Origin of the sequence: Sphingobacterium alkalisoli (assembly GCF_005049105.1) — a bacterium.
Taxonomy (GTDB): Bacteria; Bacteroidota; Bacteroidia; order Sphingobacteriales; family Sphingobacteriaceae; genus Sphingobacterium; species Sphingobacterium alkalisoli.
In genome coordinates this window covers 1,322,519-1,344,193 of the sequence record NZ_SUKA01000001.1, presented here as the reverse complement: position 1 = coordinate 1,344,193, position 21,675 = coordinate 1,322,519, and the positions used below count along the sequence as shown (strand labels likewise).

Genomic DNA, 21,675 nt, shown 5'->3' with positions numbered 1-21,675 from the left:
ATGAAACTAACCTGTATTATGATTTTGATCGCAAGCCTCAATTTGTCGGCAAGCGTATATTCTCAGCAAAAAGTTTCTTTTGATGTAAATAAAACGAAGCTGAGTAAAGTGTTGAAGATTATTGAAGAAAACAGTGATTACTACTTTGTTTTCAATTCTAGCAACGCCTTATTAAACAAGGAAATATCCCTTTTTGTTGAAGACACGAAAGTGACAGATGTGCTGTCCAAATTGTTTAAACGAACAGGGCTCGAATACTCTATCTCTAACGAAGGGTTGGTCGTCATCAGCCAGAAACAAGATGCTATTATCAGAGGTATTGTACTAGACAGCCAGGGCAATGCACTTTCTGGCGCGACTGTACGTTTGAAGGGCACAGCTAAAGGAAATGCAACAGACATCAACGGCCGCTTCATGTTAGAAGCGCCAACCGGTAGTGTTTTGATTTTCTCCTATGCTGGTTATTTGTCGCAGGAAATTGCCATACAAAACAAAAACGAAATCAGCGTAACCTTAATTGAAGACAATCAACTACTTAATGAAGTTGTAGTAACGGCTTTAGGTATAACTCGAGAAAGACGTACGTTGGGATACTCGGTCACGCAAATAACTGGAGAGTCACTGACACAGGCACGCGAAAACAACATTGCAAACTCCCTGGTTGGTAAGGTGGCAGGTTTAGATGTAAGTTCTACTGCAGGTGGTGTCGGAGCTGCAACGAGTGTAATAATCCGAGGAGCATCTAGTTTAAGTCAGAGCAATCAACCGTTATATGTAATCAACGGTGTACCCATGGAAAGTAAACCTGTTGGACTAAATAATACCAATCCAAATGGGAATAAAGGTAGCCAATGGGACAATGCTCCAGATATGGGAGACGCTGTAGGAAACCTCAATCCAGATGACATCGAAAGCATATCAGTTCTAAAAGGAGCTGCCGCATCTGCGTTGTACGGTTCTCGTGCTAAGGGAGGGGTCATTTTAATTACCACCAAATCTGGCAAAGGAAATGGAATCGAGTTCAATAGTAATTTCGTTATTGAGCAGGTAATGGATCGAACAGACTGGCAATATATTTATGGTCAAGGTGTTAACAGAGAAAAACCGGCTACCGGCCAGGCTGCAGCGCAAGTAGGCGGGTCGAGCTGGGGCGCAAAATTGGACGGAAGTAGCGTTCCGCAGTTCGACGGAGTTTCTAGACCCTATGTCGCACAGAAAGACAATATTAAAAACTTCTACCGCAACGGCCATACCTGGACCAATACCTTAGCACTCAACAAATCCTTCGACGGAGGAACAGTACGTTTTTCAGCCAGTGACTTATCCAACAACTCTATTGTACCGAATTCTGGTTTAGACAGACAATCGTTTAACTTAGTAGGAACATTCGAACCTATAAAGAGGTTAACGATAGATGCACGTGCAAACTACATCTTAGAGCAGGCAAAAAATCGTCCAATGCTTTCCGATGGTGCTGGTAATGCTAATTTCAACGCGATCTTTCTACCGACCAGCATTAATATAAACGACCTAAAACCGGGAAAAGATGCCGCTGGCACCGAAATCCCCTACAACACCGGAAACGCTTGGGATACTAATCCCTGGTTTGCGGCCAACGAATTTAAAAACGACACCGATCGTAACCGACTAATCAGCTCCCTGAACGCTCGCTACACCTTTGACAACGGACTGTTTATACAAGCTCGTGCAGGTCAGGATTTTTATACCAATAGTTACACCAACGTAGTACCCTCAGGCACCGCTTATCGCCCTCTAGGTTCAATGGTGTCGCAAGAATCAACATTCTCTGATATCAATGCAGATGTATTGGTCGGAAAATCCTTCACAGTCAAAAAAGAGATCACTTTAACTCCGAATATTGGAGCGAGTTACAGGAATACCAAATCGGACATGACCATAAACGAAGGTACGGAGTTCTTAGTTCCGGGTGTATACAATATTATTGGCACAAAGAATAAAGCGGTCGGCTATGTCCAAAGTGAAGCAGAAACACAGTCGGTGTATGGTACGCTCGAATTTGCTTACCGCGATATTCTCTATTTGACCGGTAGTGCGCGTTCAGATTGGTTCTCCACCTTAGCCACTCCTGGAAGAGACAATAAACTACATGTTGTTTACCCTTCTATCAGCGGTTCCTTTGTCTTCTCTGAACTATTAAAATCCGAAACATTAAGTTTTGGCAAGTTGCGGGCTGGCTATGCTGTTGTTGGTCAGGCGACAGATCCCTATCAAACGCTTCTGACGTATAGCGTAATGAGTCAATCTTTAAATGGTAATCCGCTAGGCAATATTTCAAATATCAATATCCCAAATTCCGGGTTAAAAGCTTCAACTGCATCGGAGTTAGAAATAGGAACAGACTTGCGCTTCTTCAACAACCGTCTAAATGTAGATCTTACCTGGTACAAGAAACGTTCAAAGAATGAGATTGTTTTTGCGACAACTTCCACGACCATTGGTTATGATGGAGCCGTATTAAACTCTGGAGAAATTGAAAATAAAGGTGTAGAAGCCCTCCTATCCGGAACTATTATCAAAAACAATCATTTCAATTGGACGTCATCACTCAATGCCACCTACAATGACAACAAAGTCCTTTCGTTGGCCGAAGGTGTCCCTGACCAATTACTTGCCACATCACGCGCTGGCGTCGGTTTCCTAAAATATATTCCGGGAAAAGCTATGGGACAAATAATGGCTTATGATTTCCAGTACGATGCTAACGGCGAGATCGTGAAGTTGGCAGATGGGTCTCCAGCTCAAGGAGACCTGAAAGCTTATGGATCTGCATTTAACAAATGGTTTGCCGGATGGAACAACGAGTTTTCGTACAAGAATATTAATCTTGGATTCTTAATCGATGGGAAGTGGGGAGGCAAAGTATTCTCCGCTACTGACTACTATGGGTATATAAAGGGTTTACATAAAGCTACCTTAGAAAATCGAGAAGAATTGGGAAATACGGCACCTAAATTCTATGAAAATACGGCCAACAACTCCTCCCATCGCTTTGTACAAGATGCTAGCTTTATTAAATTCAGACAGCTAACTCTTGGTTATAATTTTCCAGCAAAACTATTCAATAATAAAATTAGCAGTCTAAATGTTAGCCTTGTCGGTCGTAATCTTTTTATACTAATGAAAAAAACAGACAATATTGACCCAGAGTCCAGTTACAATGCTACTTTTCCAGGATTGGAATTAGGAGGTGTACCCCCAGCAAGGACATTCGGCTTCAACTTAAGTGCTAAGTTTTAAGTTTACAAATTTTATTCCAATGAAAATGAAATCAATAAAGATATACGGTCTTACCCTGATGTTAGGTCTCTTGATCATCACGGGATGCACGAAGAATTTTACCGACATCAATACCAATCCGGTAACCTATGGACCAACAAACTTTGATCCCAATTATACATTTACAACTTCCCAACTTACCTATACCGGAAGTATAGATTTTGCATATGATACGTGGCGGGCTAATTTAATCTATGCCGCGACAATGATGCAAGGACTTTCTACTGTAGTAAGTTATTGGGCGGGAGACAAATACTTACTAACTCCCTGGTATACATCTGCCTACTGGGAGAGAGCATATGCTGAACAGGTAAAACCTATCGTAGATGTCGTAGAAATGACAAGAGAGAAAGAAGAATACCATAACTTACATCAGGTAGCCCGTATTTGGAAGGCGCTTATTTTTGCCCGCCTCACCGATTTGTACGGAGACGTTCCTTATTTTGAAGCTGGGCAGGGATATTACCAAGGCAATCTATCGGCTAAATACGATAAGCAGGAGACTATTTACATGGATCTATTGAAAGAAGTAGAGGAAGCAACCAATGCTTTAAATCCTGCTGCAGACATCGTGAGTGGCGACGTGATTTACAATGGTGATATAAATAAATGGAAACGTTTTGGTAATTCACTGTTATTACGTCTTGCAATGCGATTAACCAAGGTGGATGAAACTACGGCTCAAACTTATGTTACCAAGGTTGTCGGAAACACGATGACGAGTAATGATGATAATGCTTTTCTAACACATGACAAAAGTGGCGACCGTGTTACAAAGAATCGTAATAGCCAGGTTTTACTAGGTGATGGTGGGCAGGAACATTACTATGTAAAATGGTCAGATACGTTTATTAATACACTCAAAAGTACCAACGATCCACGGATCATTGTCGGGGTCACCAATCTTTGGCTATCAGAATCCGTAAAAGGCGAAGGTAAACACAACCCTACATTTACAACTAGCGCCGCGCTACAAAAAGGCATGCCTAATGGCAAGGATCTTAATACGAATCCATTGTACAGTATCAGTTCACACCCATCTTTCACCAGCTTTCCAGAATACTCTTCACCGCATCCGGGTATGATCAAATCAGACGGGATCACTTTTATATTAACGTACTCGGAGAGCGAACTCTTACTGGCAGAGGCGGCGCAACGTTGGGGGATTGGTGGTTCGGCCGAAGATCATTATGAAGACGGTGTTAAAGCGGGAATCACATTTTTAGCACAATATGATGACGCATTAGCAATTACGGATGCTGAAGCAGAAGCCTATGTCAGTGCTCATCCCCTAACGGCTGGCCTGAATCAGATCAATCTGCAATACTGGATACATCAAAATACGGCATTAAATTTCTATGAAACATGGGCCAATTGGCGCAGAAGTGGTTTTCCTAACTTGACACCGGTAAACTACCCCGGAAACGCGACCGGTGGGACTATACCCCGTCGATTCCCTTATCCAACGGCTGAGGAAGCTGGTTCCAATGCAGCTTATTATAAAGAGGCTTCCGCTGCAGTTCCAGGTGGGGACGAATTAAAAGGTCGTGTGTGGTGGGACAACCAATAATAAAAAAGCCAGATTTCTAGAAATCTGGCTTTTTTATTATCCTATTTGCAGTAGCATGTTATGATCTTCAATAATTTTGCGAAGGTTACTCAATGCATAACGCATTCTACCTAATGCGGTGTTAATACTGACATCTGTGATTTCCGCAATTTCTTTAAAGCTCATATCACAAAAATGACGCATAATCAACACCTCTTTTTGATCATCTGGTAAAAGTTGAATAATCTTCTTCAAATCAATATCACGTTGTGTCCTAACTATTTTGCTTTCCGCATCCTCATCTGCAAAATCGAGCACCTCAAATATATCAAAACCATCTGCATTGACAATATTAAGACCACGCTTTTCGCGACGAAAGTGATCTATTACCATATTATGTGCGATCCGCATAACCCAAGGTAAAAATTTACCCTCATCGTTATACTTTCCAGCTTTTAATACATTTATTACTTTTATAAATGTTTCCTGAAATATATCTTCCGCAAGATACTCGTCTTTAACCTGTATATATATCGAGGTATAAATTTTACTTTTATACCGCTCAATCAAAATCCTTAATCCAGCTTCATCGCCATTAATATACTCTTGGATCAACTCTTGATCACTCTTATTTTTCGATAGTTTCATAATAATTTCCCTAATTTTAAGTTAGAGTCACACTTATTTCTAGTTTTAAAAAGAGTAATTTTATATCAATAGGCAATTGTTTTTTGTTTAACTATCCAAATCAAATGAAAAAATCTCATGTTTCAAATTATCACATCCCTTTTTAACATTAATTCACACTTAAAATACTATGCAACAAAAAAAGCTCCAAAAATTAATTTCCGGAGCTTTTTTATTGATTATTTTTCTATGCTTATTTATACAATGGAAACTGAGCCATCATTGCTTTCACTTTTTCATGAATACGGGTCAATTGAGATTCGTTCCCACGATTTGACAACGCCTCGTCAATCAGTTCACCGATCTGAACAATTTCGGTTTCCTTAATACCTCTACTTGTAATCGCCGCTGTTCCGAAACGAACACCTGATGTAACAAAAGGAGAACGTGTATCAAAAGGAACCATATTCTTGTTGGTCGTGATCCCCGCCAATCCTAATACCGCTTCCGCCTCTTTACCGGAGATATCCTTATTACGAAGGTCAACTAGCATTAAGTGATTATCTGTACCGTCTGAAATAATGTTATAATCTTTCTCAACAAAGAACTGCGCTAAGACTGCTGCATTTTTCTTCACTTGAACAATATATTCCATGTATTCATCCGATAGCGCCTCTCCATAAGCAATTGCTTTGGCAGCAATGGTGTGTTCTAATGGACCACCTTGCGTACCTGGGAACACAGCTAGATCTAGTAATTGCGTAATCGTACGTATTTCGCCTTTAGGAGTTTTGATACCCCAAGGGTTTTCAAAATCCTTCCCAACCATAATCATACCTCCGCGTGGACCACGTAACGTTTTATGCGTAGTAGTGGTCACGATATGACAGTGCGGAAGCGGATCATTCAATAACCCACGAGCAATTAATCCAGCAGGATGAGAAATGTCGGCTACCACCAATGCGCCAATTTTATCTGCAACGGCACGAATACGGGCATAATCCCAATCACGCGAATAAGCAGAAGCACCACAAATGATCACTTTTGGCTTCTCTGTTAATGCTGTTTCTTCCAATTGTTCGTAATCGATCAGACCAGTATCCTGCTTTACACCATAAAATAAAGGCTGATACAGCTTTCCTGAGAAGTTTGCAGGAGAACCATGCGTTAAATGTCCGCCATGCGAAAGGTCAAAACCTAATATTTTATCACCAGGCTTTAAAATAGCCAAGAATACAGCTGCATTAGCCTGTGCTCCTGAGTGGGGTTGAACATTCACCCACTCCGCTCCAAAAAGTTGCTTGGCGCGGTCGATAGCAATTGTTTCAATTACATCTACTACCTCACAACCCCCATAGTAACGCTTTCCCGGAAGACCTTCTGCATACTTGTTTGTTAATACTGAACCAGCAGCTTCCATCACTTGCTTGCTTACAAAGTTTTCAGAAGCGATTAATTCAATACCTTCTTCTTGACGTTTTAGCTCTTCAGCTATAAGATTAAATATGGCCTGATCTCTTTCCATTATTGTTTTATTAAATAGGATTTTGAAGAATTATTTTAATAAGCCGCAAATATACGACATTCCTAAAAAATAATGTATATCAATGTGATATCTTTCAAAAAATTGATTCCATTAAATAAAATACGCTCGTCAATCAACGAATGCTTTCAGAAAAAACCTTAAAAATTTAGGCTGTTAACTCATTTTTCAGCAAGAGTTGGGCAGCATCGTACGGATTTACATCTAATTCATTTACATGTTTCAACACGAGCCCCACATACTGATCCAAGGTCGCTTCTTTTGGCAATGCATTTGCTGTATTCCGCAGCAAAGAAATGGTGTTAATCTTTAAATCTTTTACCACCGTCCAAGCAGCATCTGACACATAAAGCTGTTGCGTAAAATTATGATTAAATTCACTTTCCACTTCCGTAATCAGTATCTGCTTAAATTGCCCCATCGACAGCTGCGGATCGTGATTTCGTAACATAATTTGTTCTGGAGCAATGCGGTGAACCAATAAAATCAAGCGCTCATAAGCTGTGTAACGCAATTGGAGATTTTCTTTGGTTAAAAGCTTACTTTGATTGATGGCATTAATTTTTAATAGGTAGTTTTCGATCTTAGGCCAAATAATCCTAAATGCTAAAACTAACGCTGCAAATACACCAAAAGTCAAAACAAATAACTGTGCAAAAAAATCCGTATAATTCATATATAAATAATTTATTCTACATTTCGAGCCCCCCGTCTATCGACGATAAGACATCTCCATCACTATTTTCAGTGACACGTTCACATCCTGACGACTATGCCGTTTTTTAATCTTGCTTTGACTATCCGCATTGTTTACATATTGTCAAAAATCTCCTGCATCAAATTTTGTGGTTAAAAATATGTATTTTTGTTTAACTATACACTATAGGAAAGGCAAGAAATGAATACAGATAATACAATCATGACTGCTCCGGTAACATTAACTTCAGGTGCAGTTTCAGAGCTAAAAAAATTAATCGATCAACAAGAATTGGGGCCTGATTTCGGATTACGCCTAGGTGTAGAAGGTGGAGGCTGTTCGGGGATGAGTTATATTTTAGGATTTGACCAAAAGAAAGAAGGCGATTCGGAATACGAAATAGAAGGGATCCGTGTATTTATGAATAAAGCGCATGGATTATATTTGGCGGGCATGGAAGTCGATTTCAAAAATGGACTTGACGCAAGAGGATTTACCTTCAACAATCCAAACGCAACGAGTACATGCGGTTGCGGGAGTAGCTTCTCCTCGTAAATAAGCGAACAAAGACTTGGCGGTAATTTCAAGTCTTTGTTCGCTTATTGAAGTATGAATTCCTTTAAAACCCATCCGACCGATATACCTCCCAAAATAGCAATCAGAACATTTGTAAGGTTATATCCTCTTTTAACAAGGAGCTTAAACAGTCCGTATCCAAACGAAAAAAGCAGAAACCCCAACACCGGAATCATAGCTAAATTGTGAATCCTTCCAAATAGGGTATTTACAATTTCCGGAAGGACAGTGTAATAGTTCGTGTATAGAACAGTAAGGATTAAAAACAGGCACGCGCCTATCTGACCATATAAAATATTTTTACCCAGTGCTGTACCTTTCATATTGGAGATATATATCCAATAAATATAAAAACTTTTATCTGTTATCCACAATAAGGATGATTACACTTAAAAAATCCCCTCTTTTACCTTTACATAATATTCGTTAAATTAGCGACCTCAAACTTATCGGCCTCCCCTCTAGCTTTGAGAACTTATTTATAGAGGAAATTTTAGAACAATACACACGGATGTACAAGGAATATAAACAGTTGAATTTACCGGAAATCGGAAAAGAAGTATTGAAGCGTTGGGAATCTCAGGACATTTTCGCAAAAAGTGTATCAAACCGTCCTGCGAGTAAACCATACACCTTTTACGAAGGCCCCCCCTCGGCAAACGGTATGCCCGGAATCCACCATGTTATGGCAAGAAGTATCAAAGATATTTTCTGTCGCTACAAAACCTTAAAGGGTTTTCAGGTAAAACGTAAAGGCGGATGGGATACACATGGGCTTCCAATTGAATTGGCTGTGGAAAAGACATTAGGCATTACCAAAGAAGATATCGGTAAAAAAATATCTGTTGAAGAATATAACGCAGCCTGCCGTAAAGAAGTAATGAAGTACACTGACGTCTGGAACGATCTAACCGAAAAAATGGGCTACTGGGTAGATCTGGAAAAGCCTTATATCACCTATCAGAATGAGTACATCGAGACACTATGGTATTTGTTGAAAGAATTGTACACAAAAGGTCTCCTTTATAAGGGATATACCATACAACCCTACTCCCCTGCTGCTGGAACTGGGCTAAGTTCGCACGAATTGAACCAACCGGGTACGTATAAAGATGTAAAAGACACCACGATTGTTGCCGAGTTTCGTTTGGTAAAAGATCAAATCCATCCGCTGATCTCGACTTTGGTCGAAACCGAAGAAGAAGATGTTGCTTTTATTGCTTGGACGACCACACCCTGGACATTACCAAGCAACACAGCCTTGGTAGTAGGGAAGAAAATCGAATACGTTAAAATAAAAACATTCAATCAATACACCGGATCACCGGTTTCCGTAATTTTAGCAAAAAACCTAATCAGCAAGCATTTTAAGGCTGAAGGTCAACAAATTTCTTTTCAGGACTACAATCTTGGTGACAAAACCATTCCTTGGGAAATAGTGGCAGAATTTGTAGGTGAAGAGCTTCTTGGATTACGTTACGAACAACTACTACCCTATATAACAAACGAAGAGTTATTAGAGAAAGCATTCCGGGTAATTGCGGGTGACTTCGTAACCACAGAGGATGGTACAGGTATTGTTCATGCTGCCCCTACCTATGGTGGTGATGACTTTAGAGTTGCAAAGGAAAATGATGTTCCGGGTATTTTTGTTAAGGATGAAAATGGAAAAGATGTACCGACGGTAGACCGTACGGGTCGTTTTGTGAAAGAAATCACGGATTTTGCAGGCCGTTTTGTGAAAGAAGAATACTATTCAGATGCCGAGCGAGCTGAAAAAGATTTCCGCCCTACAGACGTTCTGATTGCAATTAAATTGAAAGAGGACAACAAGGCCTTCGATGTAAAAAAATATGAGCATACCTATCCACACTGTTGGCGTACAGACAAACCGGTTTTATATTATCCGCTAGATAGCTGGTTTATCCGCACAACTGCCATGAAAGAAGAAATGGTAGCGCTAAACAAAACTATCAACTGGAAACCCGAGGCTACAGGTTCGGGTCGATTCGGCAACTGGCTGGAGAATTTGGTCGACTGGAACTTGTCCCGTTCGCGTTACTGGGGCACCCCGCTACCGATATGGCGTTCGGAAGATGAAAACGAAGAAATTTGCATTGGTTCCATGCCGGAATTGAAAAGGTATCTAGAAGCATCTCTTGCATCTGATGTGCTTTCCGAAAATGAAAAAGAAGTCAATACAGCATATTTAGCAAAATTTGATACAGCGCACCTAGACTTACACCGACCATACGTAGATCATTTGGTACTGGTGTCTGACGGTGGACAAAAAATGTTTCGCGAGCCAGATCTGATCGACGTTTGGTTTGATTCCGGGGCAATGCCCTATGCGCAATGGGGCTTGGATTATGACAAATTGGCTAAAGGAGACAAGCTACCATTCAAAGAAGAGTACAATCATGCTTTTCCGGCAGATTTCATCGCCGAAGGTGTGGACCAAACCAGAGGCTGGTTCTTCACTCTACATGCAATCTCCACCATGATTCGGGGTTCTGTAGCTTTCAAAAATGTGGTATCTAACGGACTTGTCTTAGACAAAAATGGCAACAAAATGTCCAAGCGATTAGGTAATGGAGTAGATCCATTCGCTACGATTGAGAAATACAGTGCCGATGCTACACGCTGGTATATGATTAGCAATGCAGCTCCGTGGGACAATTTAAAATTTAACGAGGAAGGATTAGATGAAGTACGCCGTAAGTTTTTCGGCACTTTGTACAATACATATGCTTTCTTTTCATTATACGCAAATATTGATAATTTCAGCTATTCCGAACCGAATGTTGCAAATGAAAATCGACCAGAAATTGATCGTTGGATATTATCATTACTGAATAGCTTGATCCAGGAAGTAGACGGTTATTATGCGGATTACGAACCGACTAAAGCAACCCGTGCTATCCAAACCTTTGTCGATGAACACTTGAGCAATTGGTATGTGCGGCTGTGTCGTCGTCGCTTCTGGAAAGGTGATTATACACAAGATAAGATTTCGGCATATCAGACATTGTATACTTGTCTAGACACTATTGCCAAGTTGATGTCGCCTGTCTCACCATTTTTTTCTGATCAATTATATTTGGATTTAAATGCAGTGACTAAAAAGGAAAATTTCGAATCGGTCCATTTGGCAGATTTCCCATCTTACGATGCGCTCCTGGTAGACAGAGCGCTGGAAGAAAGGATGGCCTTAGCACAAAATATTTCGTCGTTGGTTTTATCTTTACGTAAGAAAACCGGAATAAATGTACGTCAACCCCTGAGTAAGATATTATTACCTGTTTTAGATAACGCATTCCAAGAGAAGGTGGAGAAGGTAAAAGATCTAATTCTTTCTGAAACAAACATCAAATCTATTGCATTTATTACGGATACTACCGGAATTATCAAGAAAAAAATAAAACCCAATTTCAAAGCTCTTGGCGCGAAAGTTGGTAAGGATATGAAATTAGTGACAACGGCCATCCAGTCATTAACCGTCGATCAGATCGCCGACCTCGAAAAGAATGGGAATTACGTGTTAGCAGGAACAGCACACATCATTTCTTTAGACGATGTGGAGATTATCGCAGAAGATGTCGCAGGTTGGCAAGTGGCCAATCTAGGAAACTTGACAGTGGCATTGGATGTACAGATTACAGATGAATTGAAAAAAGAGGGTATAGCTAGAGAGTTGGTAAATCGAGTGCAGAACCTTCGAAAAGAGAAAGATTTTGAAGTCACGGACAGAATCAACGTTTTATTGAGTCAAAATATTGAAATAGAAGAGGCTACAAGAAACAATTTGTTTTATATTTGCACGGAAATACTAGCTGACTCATTGGTTTTTGAAAACACACTAACGTCGTCAGACATAATAGAAATAAACGGTATAGAATTAAAGGTATTAATCGAAAAAAATTAGGTTATGGCAAACACGGAGAAAACACGATACAGCGATTCGGAACTACAAGAATTCAAATCGATTATCTTAGAGAAACTGCGTGTTGCTAAAGAGGAGTTATTAGCATTAACAAGAACTTTAAGCAACAGTAACGCAAACGGCACAGACGATACAGCTGGAACCTATAAAACTTTAGAAGACGGCTCCGCAACGCTCGAGAAAGAGCAAGTAAATCAGTTGGCTGCTCGTCAAAAGAAATTTATTGACAATCTTGAAGCTGCATTGGTACGCATCGAAAACAAAACGTACGGTATCTGCCGTGAAACTGGAAAATTAATTCAAAAAGAACGTTTGAAAGCAGTTCCTCATACGACATTAAGTATCGAAGCAAAAAACAAACAATATTAAGAATTGAAACCTGAATGGTCTTTGCTTAAACAGAGCAAAGACCATTTTATTCTATATCATGAAAGGCTACACGCGACCTATAACTCTTATCTTTCTTATTCTACTCGTTGATCAACTATCAAAATTCTGGGTCAAACTCAATATGACGATAGGCCAAGATTTCAGCATACTTGGCAACAAATTTCTTATTCATTTCATTGAAAACCCTGGAATGGCCTATGGAATGGAATTCGGAGGTGAATATGGTAAACTCTTTCTGAGTATCTTCCGTATTATTGCCGTCATTGGCATTGGCTATGGCCTTCATTATATGGTCAAAAATAAATATCATAGAGGCTTTACCCTAAATGTAGCGCTCATATTTGCCGGTGCACTAGGTAATATCATTGATTGCGTATTTTATGGTATGATCTTCAGTGAAAGTGATTTTTACACAAAGGCAGTACTTTTTCCTGAAGGGGGCGGATACGCATCATTCTTACATGGCAAAGTAGTAGATATGCTGTATTTTCCGTTAATAGAAGGTCATTTCCCGAGCTGGTTCCCAATATGGGGCGGTGATCACTTCTTATTTTTTCGGCCAGTATTTAATGTAGCCGATTCTGCGATATCGGTTGGCGTGGTTCTAATTTTACTCTTTCAAAAGAGATACTTTAAAGAAGAACACAAAGAAGAGGAAAGTGTGAATAGTGAGATGTTAGAGGATTAACTTGTAAAAAGTTAAGCTCACCTAAGTTTGGATATGCTACCATCATTGCCATTGAAAACAGATTTATACGGATGAAAATCACTTTAAAAATCAGCTTTATCAGTAGTTTCCTATCTATTCTGCTACTCTTACCAATATGTTTAGCAGCTCAGATCAAACAGGCGAATTTGAAGAAGCATATTTACTATTTAGCTTCAGACAAGATGAAAGGCCGCGGAACAGGCTCTAAAGAAGTCAATAAAGCAGCTAATTATATAGAAAAACACTTTAAGAAGTATGGCCTTTCACCCAAAGGAGAAAAACGCTACCGACAAACATTCACGGCAAAAGTCCGTCGTGTAACCGTTTCAGATAGTATCCGTCAGGCCGACAATGTAGTTGGATTTTTAGACAATGATGCACCCTACACCATTATAATTGGCGCCCACTATGATCATTTGGGCACAGGACATCAAGGAAGTTCGCGAGACTCATTAGGTGTAGGACAAATACACAACGGCGCCGATGACAATGCCTCAGGCGTTGCTGGTTTACTTGAACTAGCAAGACATTTTGCCACCAACAAAGAGAAAGAAGCGTACAACATGCTATTTATAGGTTTTGGTGCGGAAGAATTGGGTTTAGTAGGATCACGTTACTTCACCGATAATCCGACTATACCATTGGAGAATATTCAATGGATGCTCAATATGGATATGATAGGCCGATATAATCCAGATAACGGACTAGCTATAATTGGTTATGGCACCAGTTCTAAATTTCCATCAATATTCGAAGGAATCACAAGCGATATTAAATTTAACTTAAGCAGGGACGGAAACGGTGGTTCCGATCAAACGTCCTTTTATAAAAAGAATATCCCTGTTTTATTTTTTCACACAGGTGGTCACGATGATTATCACAGACCTGGCGATGATCCCGACAAAATCGATTATAGTTCGCTGGAATCAATCTTAAAACTGGAAATTGACGTACTGAACAATTCCATGAAACAGGGTAAAATGGATTTCCAATGGACGAATTGATGAACAAAGAGAAGCGCATCTTGTTAACAGGTTCTAATGGTTTTTTAGGTCAAAAGCTTACAGACTTTATTCTAAAAGAAACAGATTACTCCTTGCTGTGTACCTCAAAATCCTCAAATAGAAATCCGAATATAAGAGGTTACGAATATATACAGCTATCCCTTATAAATCAACAGGAATTAGCAACTTTAATTGATCGATATGCCCCAACGCATATTGTACACACCGCCGCTATCACAAGTGTCGAAAGCTGCGAAGACAATTGGGAGGAATGTAAACAACTCAACATCGATACGGTTCAGTTTTTAGCCGAACTTTGTCAGATGAAGGATATACATCTTATTTTTTTATCCACAGATTTTGTTTTTGATGGAAAAAATGGCCCATACCTGGAGACCGCATCCACAAACCCTTGCAACGCATATGGAAGAAGCAAAGTCGCTGCAGAACAAAAAATAATACAATCAGGCTGTAGGGCGACTATACTGCGCACGATATTAGTATATGGTGTCATTGCCGATAAAAACCGTTCGAATTTGATTCTTTGGGCTAAAAACAAGTTGCAAAACAACGAAGTTATACGGGTCGTACAAGATCAATGGCGTATGCCTACCTGGGTAGATGATTTAGCGCATACCTGTCTTCTCGCAATCGAGAAAAATGCAGTCGGTATTTACCATATATCCAGTGAAGAGATGTTTTCTATACTCGATATTGTTTATAAAGTAGCAGATCATTGGTCTTTAAACACGAGCTTAATTACACCTGTCAGCGCTAAAGAAATCGGACAGGCAGATAATCGTCCCCAAAAGACTGGGTTTATACTAGACAAAGCAAAAAAAGAGTTGGGTTTCGCCCCCACATCATTGGAAAAAAGCCTGATAGAAATAGATAAACAACTGGATTTTTAGTATAAAATAATATGCAAGAAAAATTTGCGAAAGGGTCGTATACCGAAATGAACGAACTCGTTCTTCCCAATGATACCAATACGTTCGGAAATTTAATGGGTGGACGTTTGCTATACTGGATGGATATTTGTTCAGCTATCGCGGCTCAAAAACATTGCAATAATGTCGTGGTCACAGCATCAGTAGATAATGTTTCTTTTAAGAAGCCTGTCAAACTCGGTGATGTAGTTACCATTAAAGCGCAGGTAACCCGAGCATTTAACACTTCTCTGGAGGTACGTTTGGAAGTTTTTGCCCAGAATCTTCCAAACGGCACAAACGAGAAATCCAATGAAGCCTATTATACGTTCGTCGCCTTAGACGAGCAGGGGAAACCCAAGGCTATTCCGTTGTTGAAACCAGAAACCGATAACGAATTAAAACTATATAATGAAGCCTTACAGAGACGTGAGCTACGCTTGATTCTGGCCGGAAAGCTGAACCCCGAACACGCCACAGAATTAAAAAATTTGGTTAACCTTTTCGATCATAAGGGATAGAAACGGTGAAAAACATTTATCGCGACGCGTACTGAAGAGGTAATATAATAGTAACTATTGTGGTAAATTGATCATTCTGATCAAGATTCTCCATATGCAGCGACGCCATTGATTTATTTATATTCCTGTTAATAATATCAATTCTTTCGTTAATGCCTTTAAGACCGAAAGAAGTTTTTTTGATGCCAGCGTAGGCATCTTTGGTTTGATCGTTACATCTCATTCCTACACCATTATCCATAATCTTGATGGTTATTAAACCGTCTTCCTCGAAAAAACTTAGTTTGATTTTGCCTTTTTTTCCAATTAAGTGCCTAACACCATGATGCACTGCATTTTCTGCAAGCGGCTGAATCAACATAGAAGGTATCATCTTGAATTTATAATCGAGATTTTGTAAATCGATTTCGAAATCAAACTGTTCGCTAAACCTAACCCGTTCAAGCTCTAAGTACAATCGGATTAACTTAATTTCAGATTCAATTGTGACAAATGAAAACTGTGAATTTTCAAGAACAATTCTACTTAAGGCAGCAAACTTATGTATAAGGCTACTGGCATTCTTACTGTCGTTTTCGACAACATACGCTTCGATAGAGTTTAATACATTAAAGACAAAATGTGGATTCATTTGCGAACGAATGGCCTTTAATTCGCTTTCATATAGCTTTTGCTTAAAATCAGCTTCAAGCTTTTTCTGCTTCTCCCGTTCAATAAAGACGTCTTGTTCTCTAACTTGCTCTATTTTTCGATCAAGTTCATGCTGCAATTTGCTATTAAAAGAGCGTTGTAGTTCATTAATCTTTTTCTGTTGATTAATTCTATATACAAAAAAAAGAATAATAGCCAGCAAAAATAGGCTTGCTACTAGACAACGAAACCACCATGTCTGATACCAAACAGTCTTTAAATAGATTGGAAGCTCGGCAATATGGGGTGACCAATTTCCATACAAATCCCCTTTTTTTATTTTGATTACATATTTTCCTCCAGGAAGATTTCTATAAGAAGCCACCTGTTCCGTATTGTCAATAACCCAATCCTGATCCAAACCTTCTAATTTATAGGCGTATTGAATACCATTATTTATATGCTGATCGCTCGATGAAAATGTAAGAGAGAAATTGTTTTCGTGCGGATCCAATATAATTTCGCCTGCAGAGAGGCGATATGAATTTTCCGCATTATGAATCCTAAAACTACTAATTATCGGTGCGCGCGCAGATAAAATGTCCACGTTGGTATGTTCCAATGAACCTTTTATTAATCCTTTGTCTGTGCACCATACCACATCGTCGTCTTTCAACAAAACATCATAGGTCGTGAAATTTGATGTCGGGTATACACCCTTTCCTTTCAACAATTGCAGAAAAGTCTTCTTTTCGGAATTAAAGATCATATAGCCATCGCGGGCTTTCATCCATATCCTATCAAAGGAATCTAGTTTTAACGAGTGCGCATATAACCATGGATATTGATTTCCATCGGGGATTTGACTAAAACTCCCTTTGTCAGTATAACATCCTATTCCAGGACTGCTATTGCTATACCATAAAATATTGTCTCTATCACTTAAAAATGAAAAGATGGTGTTTGAAGCTGTCGAATTACCTTGGTTATCATAAAAAAAATGTCGAAATGAGGGGCTTCTTCTATTTATTAGTTTTACTAATCCAAACCCATCCATACCCAACCAGATATTTCCTAAATTATCCTTTGCTACCGTAATTACTTTGTGGTCAGGCAATCCTTCTGATTTGGAAAAAAGCTGAATCTCTTTCGTATTTACGTTGTACTTATATAAGCCTGAATTCCATGATCCGATCCATAAATGGGATTGTCCATCAATATCATCCTCTATAATAGAATTGCAATCTGCTTTCCTAAAACCCGATACAGAACCATTGATCGGCAATGGTTTTAATACCTTTTCACTATGATCAAATATAAAAACACCTTGATCATACGTTGAGAAATATGTGGACTTTCCTAAAATAAACATTTTACTGACTTTCAAGTCCTTCAAAGAAAATTTGGCATGTATTTCCTTCAGGTCATTGGAAATAACGCCAAATTGAGAAGATGTTCGAAAAAAAAGCTGTCCTTCCGAATCTATAATTTCTAAAATTGGTTCTGACAATAGGTTTGGATAGAACTTATTAAACTGATTAAGTCTTTTCCCATAAAAAAATATCCCTTCTGAAGCAGTAGCTACCCAATATCCATCTTTAACAGGCAATATAGAGTTGATCCTCGGTTGTTTACTTTTATCATTTGAAATTTTGACCCATGGTATATGTTCAATTTTATCCGGTTCGTGATACACATAGATACCCTGGTTGCTATGGCCTGCTAACCATACATTGTTTTCTTTTAGATGAGCAATCCTTAGGATATTATTATCGTAAGGATCTACGTTTTTTCCCAGACCGAGTAGACGCTTCGCACTAAACTCCTCACCCGACACGGTCACTAAATCATAGTCATAATATGATAAGTATATTTTATTGTCGCTTACAGCAATGGCGGAAACGGCATTTTCTCCAGGAAGATTTCTTTTCAAATCAAAACCTTTTGCTTCTTTAGTTTTAGGCCGATATCTAATGAGACCGTTATATCGGGTACCGACCCAAATATGCCCTAAAGAATCTTCCGCCAAGGAAAAGATGGTAACCGGACTCTTAGAAATACGTGAAAAAGAAATATGTTCCACGATACCGCTTTTAACATTCAATACCTGTAGATCCGTTTCTTGTCCACCGAAATAAATGTTGCCACCCTTAGAAGGCAAAACGGTATATAATTCGCTTTTTCGAATAGTACTATGATTTAACTTTGGGAAATAATTGGAGAAGGCATCGCTATTAGGTCTAGCCGGGTCGTAGCATAGTAACCCTTGATTATAGGTACTAATCCATAGTTTATTATCAGCATCAAAAGCAAGGTGATTAAAATCACTGGAATAGACCTTTTCATTTGCATTAACATTGATATGCGTAAACCGGTATCCGTCAAAATAAGAAAGGCCTCTGTTATTAGCAATCCAGATTAGTCCATTTCTATCTTCTGCCAATCCGTTAACGCGATTACTTGAAAGACCATCCTTTTCTGCAAAATGTAAAAAATTGTAAATTTTTTCCTGCCCAAGAAGATTATTCAGGTTAATTACATCGAGAAAAACGAATAAAATAAGAATGGTCAATCTATTCATAAGCTAAGTCGCCATTGTCTGTAAGATTGAAGAGTATACAATAATAATCGAATACAGCTCGATTTTTAATTACCCAAAGCTACGATTCGATCAAATTCCTCCGGTTTCAATGGCATTACGGAAAGTCTCCCCTGACGCACCAATGCAATATCTTGAAGAAATTCATCTGTCTTAATAGCCTCTAGTGTGACGGGGCGTTTAAAAGTCTCTACTGGAGCTAAATCGACGACAACCCATTTTGGATCTTCGGTAGTAGGATCTTGATAAAATTCCTTAACGACCTTCGCCACACCTACTACTTCCTTGCCTTCATTGCTATGATAGAACAAGACAAGATCTCCCTCTTTCATTGCTTTCAAATTGTTGCGGGCCTGATAATTGCGGACGCCATCCCAAAAAGTTTGTCCGTCTTTATTAAACTGCTCCCAGCTGTATTTAAACGGTTCCGATTTAACCAAAAAGTAGTTCATTTTTTCTCTCTTATCTAACGTCTAAAATCTAGTATCTAATTTTGTTGTTCTAAAACTTCCATTTTCTCTGCAAAGTGCGCGCAGTAATCTCTTAAATCGCCAATAATCTTTTCTGCCATTGGATCACCGCCCGATGAACGTAAGAAAGAGTCACCTAACGTTTGCAATGTTTCATAAAAAAACCGCTTCATTTCATCGTACGGCATATCTTTAGTCCAAAGATCTATGCGCAAAGAGTTTTTATACTGTCCATCCCACAATGCCAAAAACATAGCTTTCGTAGGTATTGACTCGGTATTTTGCCCGTCAGTAGACGACCATTGAATGCTATCAGGGACATTGTTCTCGTCTAGTGCTACTTCTAATTTTATTTCTGCTTTTTTCATTTTAAATAGTTGTTTATTGATGTATTGTTATTTAGCGGCATCAATGAGATGGCTTCGTTCATGCTGCCTTCGACGCTTAAATAGCGATGAAAGTATTCTTATTGCATTTTTAATATGACCATAATGATTCCCACTACAAATATAAATCCAATCTGTAGAAACCAAATGCGTTGCAGATCCTTTATGGCTATTCTAAAAAATACATCCACAAACAAAAGCACAAGAATTAATGTAATTAACCATCCCCAGGAAAACAGCATTTCCGTGTCCGCATTCATTTCAGAGATAAACCAAACCAAGATACAGGCTAAGGTAATATTCAAGGGTGTTAGTTTCATGAATCTTACTTCTTTTTAAACGATTTTGACTTTGCGCCAGAAACCCTTCCTTTTCCCGATCCCTTTGTCCTAGAAGCCGCAGCTCCTTTTTTACCCCCTTGCTTAAGTGCAAATTTCTTCTCATGAAACGCGCCTTTGAAATCAGGATTTTCTTTTTTCATCTGACTGTCAATTTCACGGGCTATAGCTTGTCGTTCGTCAAATGGTGTTTTCTCAACAAAAACATCTTCCGGTAAATCAATTACCGCTATGGATTGACGAATGAGCTTTTCTATTTTTATCACATAATATTCTTCCGCGGGATTACAGAAGGTAATGGCATCTCCAGTACTAAAAGCCCTTCCGGTACGGCCAATCCGGTGAACATAATCTTCGATGACAATCGGTACATCAAAATTGATAACATGACTTACATTGCTTACATCCAATCCCCTCGCCGCGACATCAGTAGCTACTAAAAAACGAATTTCTCCGGTCTTAAAGGCATTTATCGAATTGATGCGTGTATTCTGCCCCTTATTAGCATGGATCACGCGAACATTTTTTGTACCGTACTTCCGTTCTAAAAATGCAAACACACTATCAGCCACTTGTTTGGTTTTACAAAAAACAATCACCCGATGATACGCTTCATCATCTGTAAACAAGTGTTGAAGCAGATTGATCTTGGTCTTAAGATTGGGAACATGATACAGCGATTGAGTCACCGTTTGAGCCGGTGTAGCCTGTTCTGTAACCTCGATTACAGTCGGAAACGCTAAAAAATCTCCTGCAATCTTGCGTACCAATTCGCTCATTGTTGCCGAAAAAAGTAAGTTCTGTCTTTTACGAGGTATTACTTCCAAAATACGATGCAGCTTACCGATAAAGCCCATGTCCACCATTTTGTCAGCTTCATCCATGACCAGTACTTTCAACGACTTCGTATTAATATCCCCTGCAAGATATAGATCCAAAAACCTTCCCGGTGTAGCGACAACGATATCGCATCCCTTAGCAAGTAGTTCTTTTTGTGTTTTCGGCCCCAAGCCGCCGTATAGTACAATAGTACGTAGATCAAGATAGGTCGAAAAGAGTCGGATATGTTCTTCAATCTGCATAGCAAGCTCGCGTGTCGGGCTTAATATAAGCGCTCGAGGGTCATCTCCCTGCGCATATTTGAGATTCATCAAAAGTGGCAAGACGAAAGCGGCAGTTTTGCCTGTACCTGTCTGAGCGATACCCATTACATCCTGCCCTGCCAAAATCGGCGGAATGCTCTTTTCTTGTATTTCCGTAGGTATCGAATAACCTGCTTCGGTTATCGCATTTAATAACTGTTTATTAAATTTAAAATCCTCAAACGATGCTTGCATTTTACAAAGATAGGTAAATCTACGGATTTAAATTTCGCAAAGAGAACGTTGCAACAGCAACTTTATTTGTTAAAATTTTGTTTTTTGGGGTATTTAAGCCAATTTTGCG

At 39.2% G+C, this 21,675-nt stretch carries 18 protein-coding genes; 9 read left to right on the top strand and 9 right to left on the bottom strand.

What is annotated here, in order from left to right; translation table 11 throughout:
- Positions 1 to 18: 18 nt before the first annotated feature.
- Both FAZ19_RS05000 and FAZ19_RS04995 read left to right on the top strand, forming a co-directional pair.
- Positions 19 to 3,279, top strand: coding sequence for a SusC/RagA family TonB-linked outer membrane protein (locus FAZ19_RS05000; protein ID WP_229707238.1), 3,261 nt, complete (start codon positions 19 to 21; stop codon positions 3,277 to 3,279).
- Positions 3,280 to 3,298: 19 nt separating this feature from the next.
- Positions 3,299 to 4,888, top strand: a complete 1,590-nt coding sequence (locus FAZ19_RS04995; protein WP_136819524.1) for a SusD/RagB family nutrient-binding outer membrane lipoprotein — start codon at positions 3,299 to 3,301, stop codon at positions 4,886 to 4,888.
- Positions 4,889 to 4,924: 36 nt separating this feature from the next.
- Here the strand turns inward: FAZ19_RS04995 and FAZ19_RS04990 are convergent, their stop codons facing one another.
- From FAZ19_RS04990 to FAZ19_RS04980, 3 genes are all read right to left on the bottom strand, one after another.
- Positions 4,925 to 5,515, bottom strand: a complete 591-nt coding sequence (locus FAZ19_RS04990) for an RNA polymerase sigma factor (RefSeq protein ID WP_136819521.1) — start codon at positions 5,513 to 5,515, stop codon at positions 4,925 to 4,927.
- Positions 5,516 to 5,747: 232 nt separating this feature from the next.
- Positions 5,748 to 7,019 (bottom strand): serine hydroxymethyltransferase, encoded by a 1,272-nt coding sequence (locus FAZ19_RS04985; protein WP_136819519.1) that lies wholly within the window; start codon positions 7,017 to 7,019, stop codon positions 5,748 to 5,750.
- Positions 7,020 to 7,185: 166 nt separating this feature from the next.
- A complete protein-coding gene (locus FAZ19_RS04980; RefSeq protein ID WP_136819517.1) occupies positions 7,186 to 7,713 on the bottom strand; it encodes a DUF7935 family protein in 528 nt (175 codons plus the stop codon).
- Positions 7,714 to 7,935: 222 nt separating this feature from the next.
- Here FAZ19_RS04980 and FAZ19_RS04975 point away from each other — a divergent pair, with 222 nt between their 5' ends.
- Positions 7,936 to 8,289 carry a HesB/IscA family protein gene (locus FAZ19_RS04975; protein WP_136819515.1) on the top strand — a complete coding sequence of 118 codons (354 nt, stop codon included), beginning with the start codon at positions 7,936 to 7,938 and terminating at the stop codon, positions 8,287 to 8,289.
- 44 nt (positions 8,290 to 8,333) lie between these two features.
- On the opposite strand, the gene FAZ19_RS04970 is transcribed toward FAZ19_RS04975, so the two are convergent.
- On the bottom strand, positions 8,334 to 8,633 hold the full coding sequence (locus FAZ19_RS04970) for a hypothetical protein (protein ID WP_136819513.1): 300 nt from the start codon (positions 8,631 to 8,633) through the stop codon (positions 8,334 to 8,336).
- 188 nt (positions 8,634 to 8,821) lie between these two features.
- On the opposite strand from FAZ19_RS04970, the gene ileS reads away from it, so the two are divergent.
- The 6 genes from ileS to FAZ19_RS04940 all read left to right on the top strand — a co-directional run bounded on the left by ileS (position 8,822) and on the right by FAZ19_RS04940 (position 15,806).
- Positions 8,822 to 12,235 (top strand): isoleucine--tRNA ligase, encoded by a 3,414-nt coding sequence (gene ileS / locus FAZ19_RS04965; protein ID WP_136819511.1) that lies wholly within the window; start codon positions 8,822 to 8,824, stop codon positions 12,233 to 12,235.
- Between the two features lie 3 nt (positions 12,236 to 12,238).
- Positions 12,239 to 12,622 carry a TraR/DksA family transcriptional regulator gene (locus FAZ19_RS04960; RefSeq protein WP_136819508.1) on the top strand — a complete coding sequence of 128 codons (384 nt, stop codon included), beginning with the start codon at positions 12,239 to 12,241 and terminating at the stop codon, positions 12,620 to 12,622.
- Between the two features lie 58 nt (positions 12,623 to 12,680).
- Positions 12,681 to 13,331, top strand: a complete 651-nt coding sequence (locus tag FAZ19_RS04955; RefSeq protein WP_136819506.1) for a lipoprotein signal peptidase — start codon at positions 12,681 to 12,683, stop codon at positions 13,329 to 13,331.
- Between the two features lie 71 nt (positions 13,332 to 13,402).
- Positions 13,403 to 14,356, top strand: coding sequence for a M20/M25/M40 family metallo-hydrolase (locus FAZ19_RS04950; RefSeq protein ID WP_136819503.1), 954 nt, complete (start codon positions 13,403 to 13,405; stop codon positions 14,354 to 14,356).
- Positions 14,344 to 15,267 carry an SDR family oxidoreductase gene (locus FAZ19_RS04945; RefSeq protein ID WP_229707240.1) on the top strand — a complete coding sequence of 308 codons (924 nt, stop codon included), beginning with the start codon at positions 14,344 to 14,346 and terminating at the stop codon, positions 15,265 to 15,267. The genes FAZ19_RS04950 and FAZ19_RS04945 overlap by 13 nt, the downstream gene beginning before the upstream one ends.
- An 11-nt stretch (positions 15,268 to 15,278) precedes the next feature.
- Entirely contained in the window at positions 15,279 to 15,806 is a 528-nt protein-coding gene (locus FAZ19_RS04940; RefSeq protein WP_136819502.1) for an acyl-CoA thioesterase, read from the top strand.
- A 16-nt stretch (positions 15,807 to 15,822) separates the two neighbouring features.
- On the opposite strand, the gene FAZ19_RS04935 is transcribed toward FAZ19_RS04940, so the two are convergent.
- The 5 genes from FAZ19_RS04935 to FAZ19_RS04915 form a co-directional block, all read right to left on the bottom strand.
- Positions 15,823 to 19,017, bottom strand: a complete 3,195-nt coding sequence (locus FAZ19_RS04935; protein WP_136819499.1) for a ligand-binding sensor domain-containing protein — start codon at positions 19,015 to 19,017, stop codon at positions 15,823 to 15,825.
- A 65-nt stretch (positions 19,018 to 19,082) separates the two neighbouring features.
- Positions 19,083 to 19,487 (bottom strand): EVE domain-containing protein, encoded by a 405-nt coding sequence (locus tag FAZ19_RS04930; protein ID WP_136819496.1) that lies wholly within the window; start codon positions 19,485 to 19,487, stop codon positions 19,083 to 19,085.
- Positions 19,488 to 19,522: 35 nt separating this feature from the next.
- Positions 19,523 to 19,873: a gliding motility protein GldC gene (gene gldC, locus FAZ19_RS04925; protein WP_136819495.1), complete on the bottom strand. Its 351-nt coding sequence runs from the start codon at positions 19,871 to 19,873 to the stop codon at positions 19,523 to 19,525.
- Positions 19,874 to 19,971: 98 nt separating this feature from the next.
- Positions 19,972 to 20,211, bottom strand: a complete 240-nt coding sequence (locus tag FAZ19_RS04920) for a hypothetical protein (RefSeq protein WP_136819492.1) — start codon at positions 20,209 to 20,211, stop codon at positions 19,972 to 19,974.
- Positions 20,212 to 20,216: 5 nt separating this feature from the next.
- Positions 20,217 to 21,566: a DEAD/DEAH box helicase gene (locus tag FAZ19_RS04915; RefSeq protein WP_136819491.1), complete on the bottom strand. Its 1,350-nt coding sequence runs from the start codon at positions 21,564 to 21,566 to the stop codon at positions 20,217 to 20,219.
- Positions 21,567 to 21,675 lie beyond the last annotated feature (109 nt).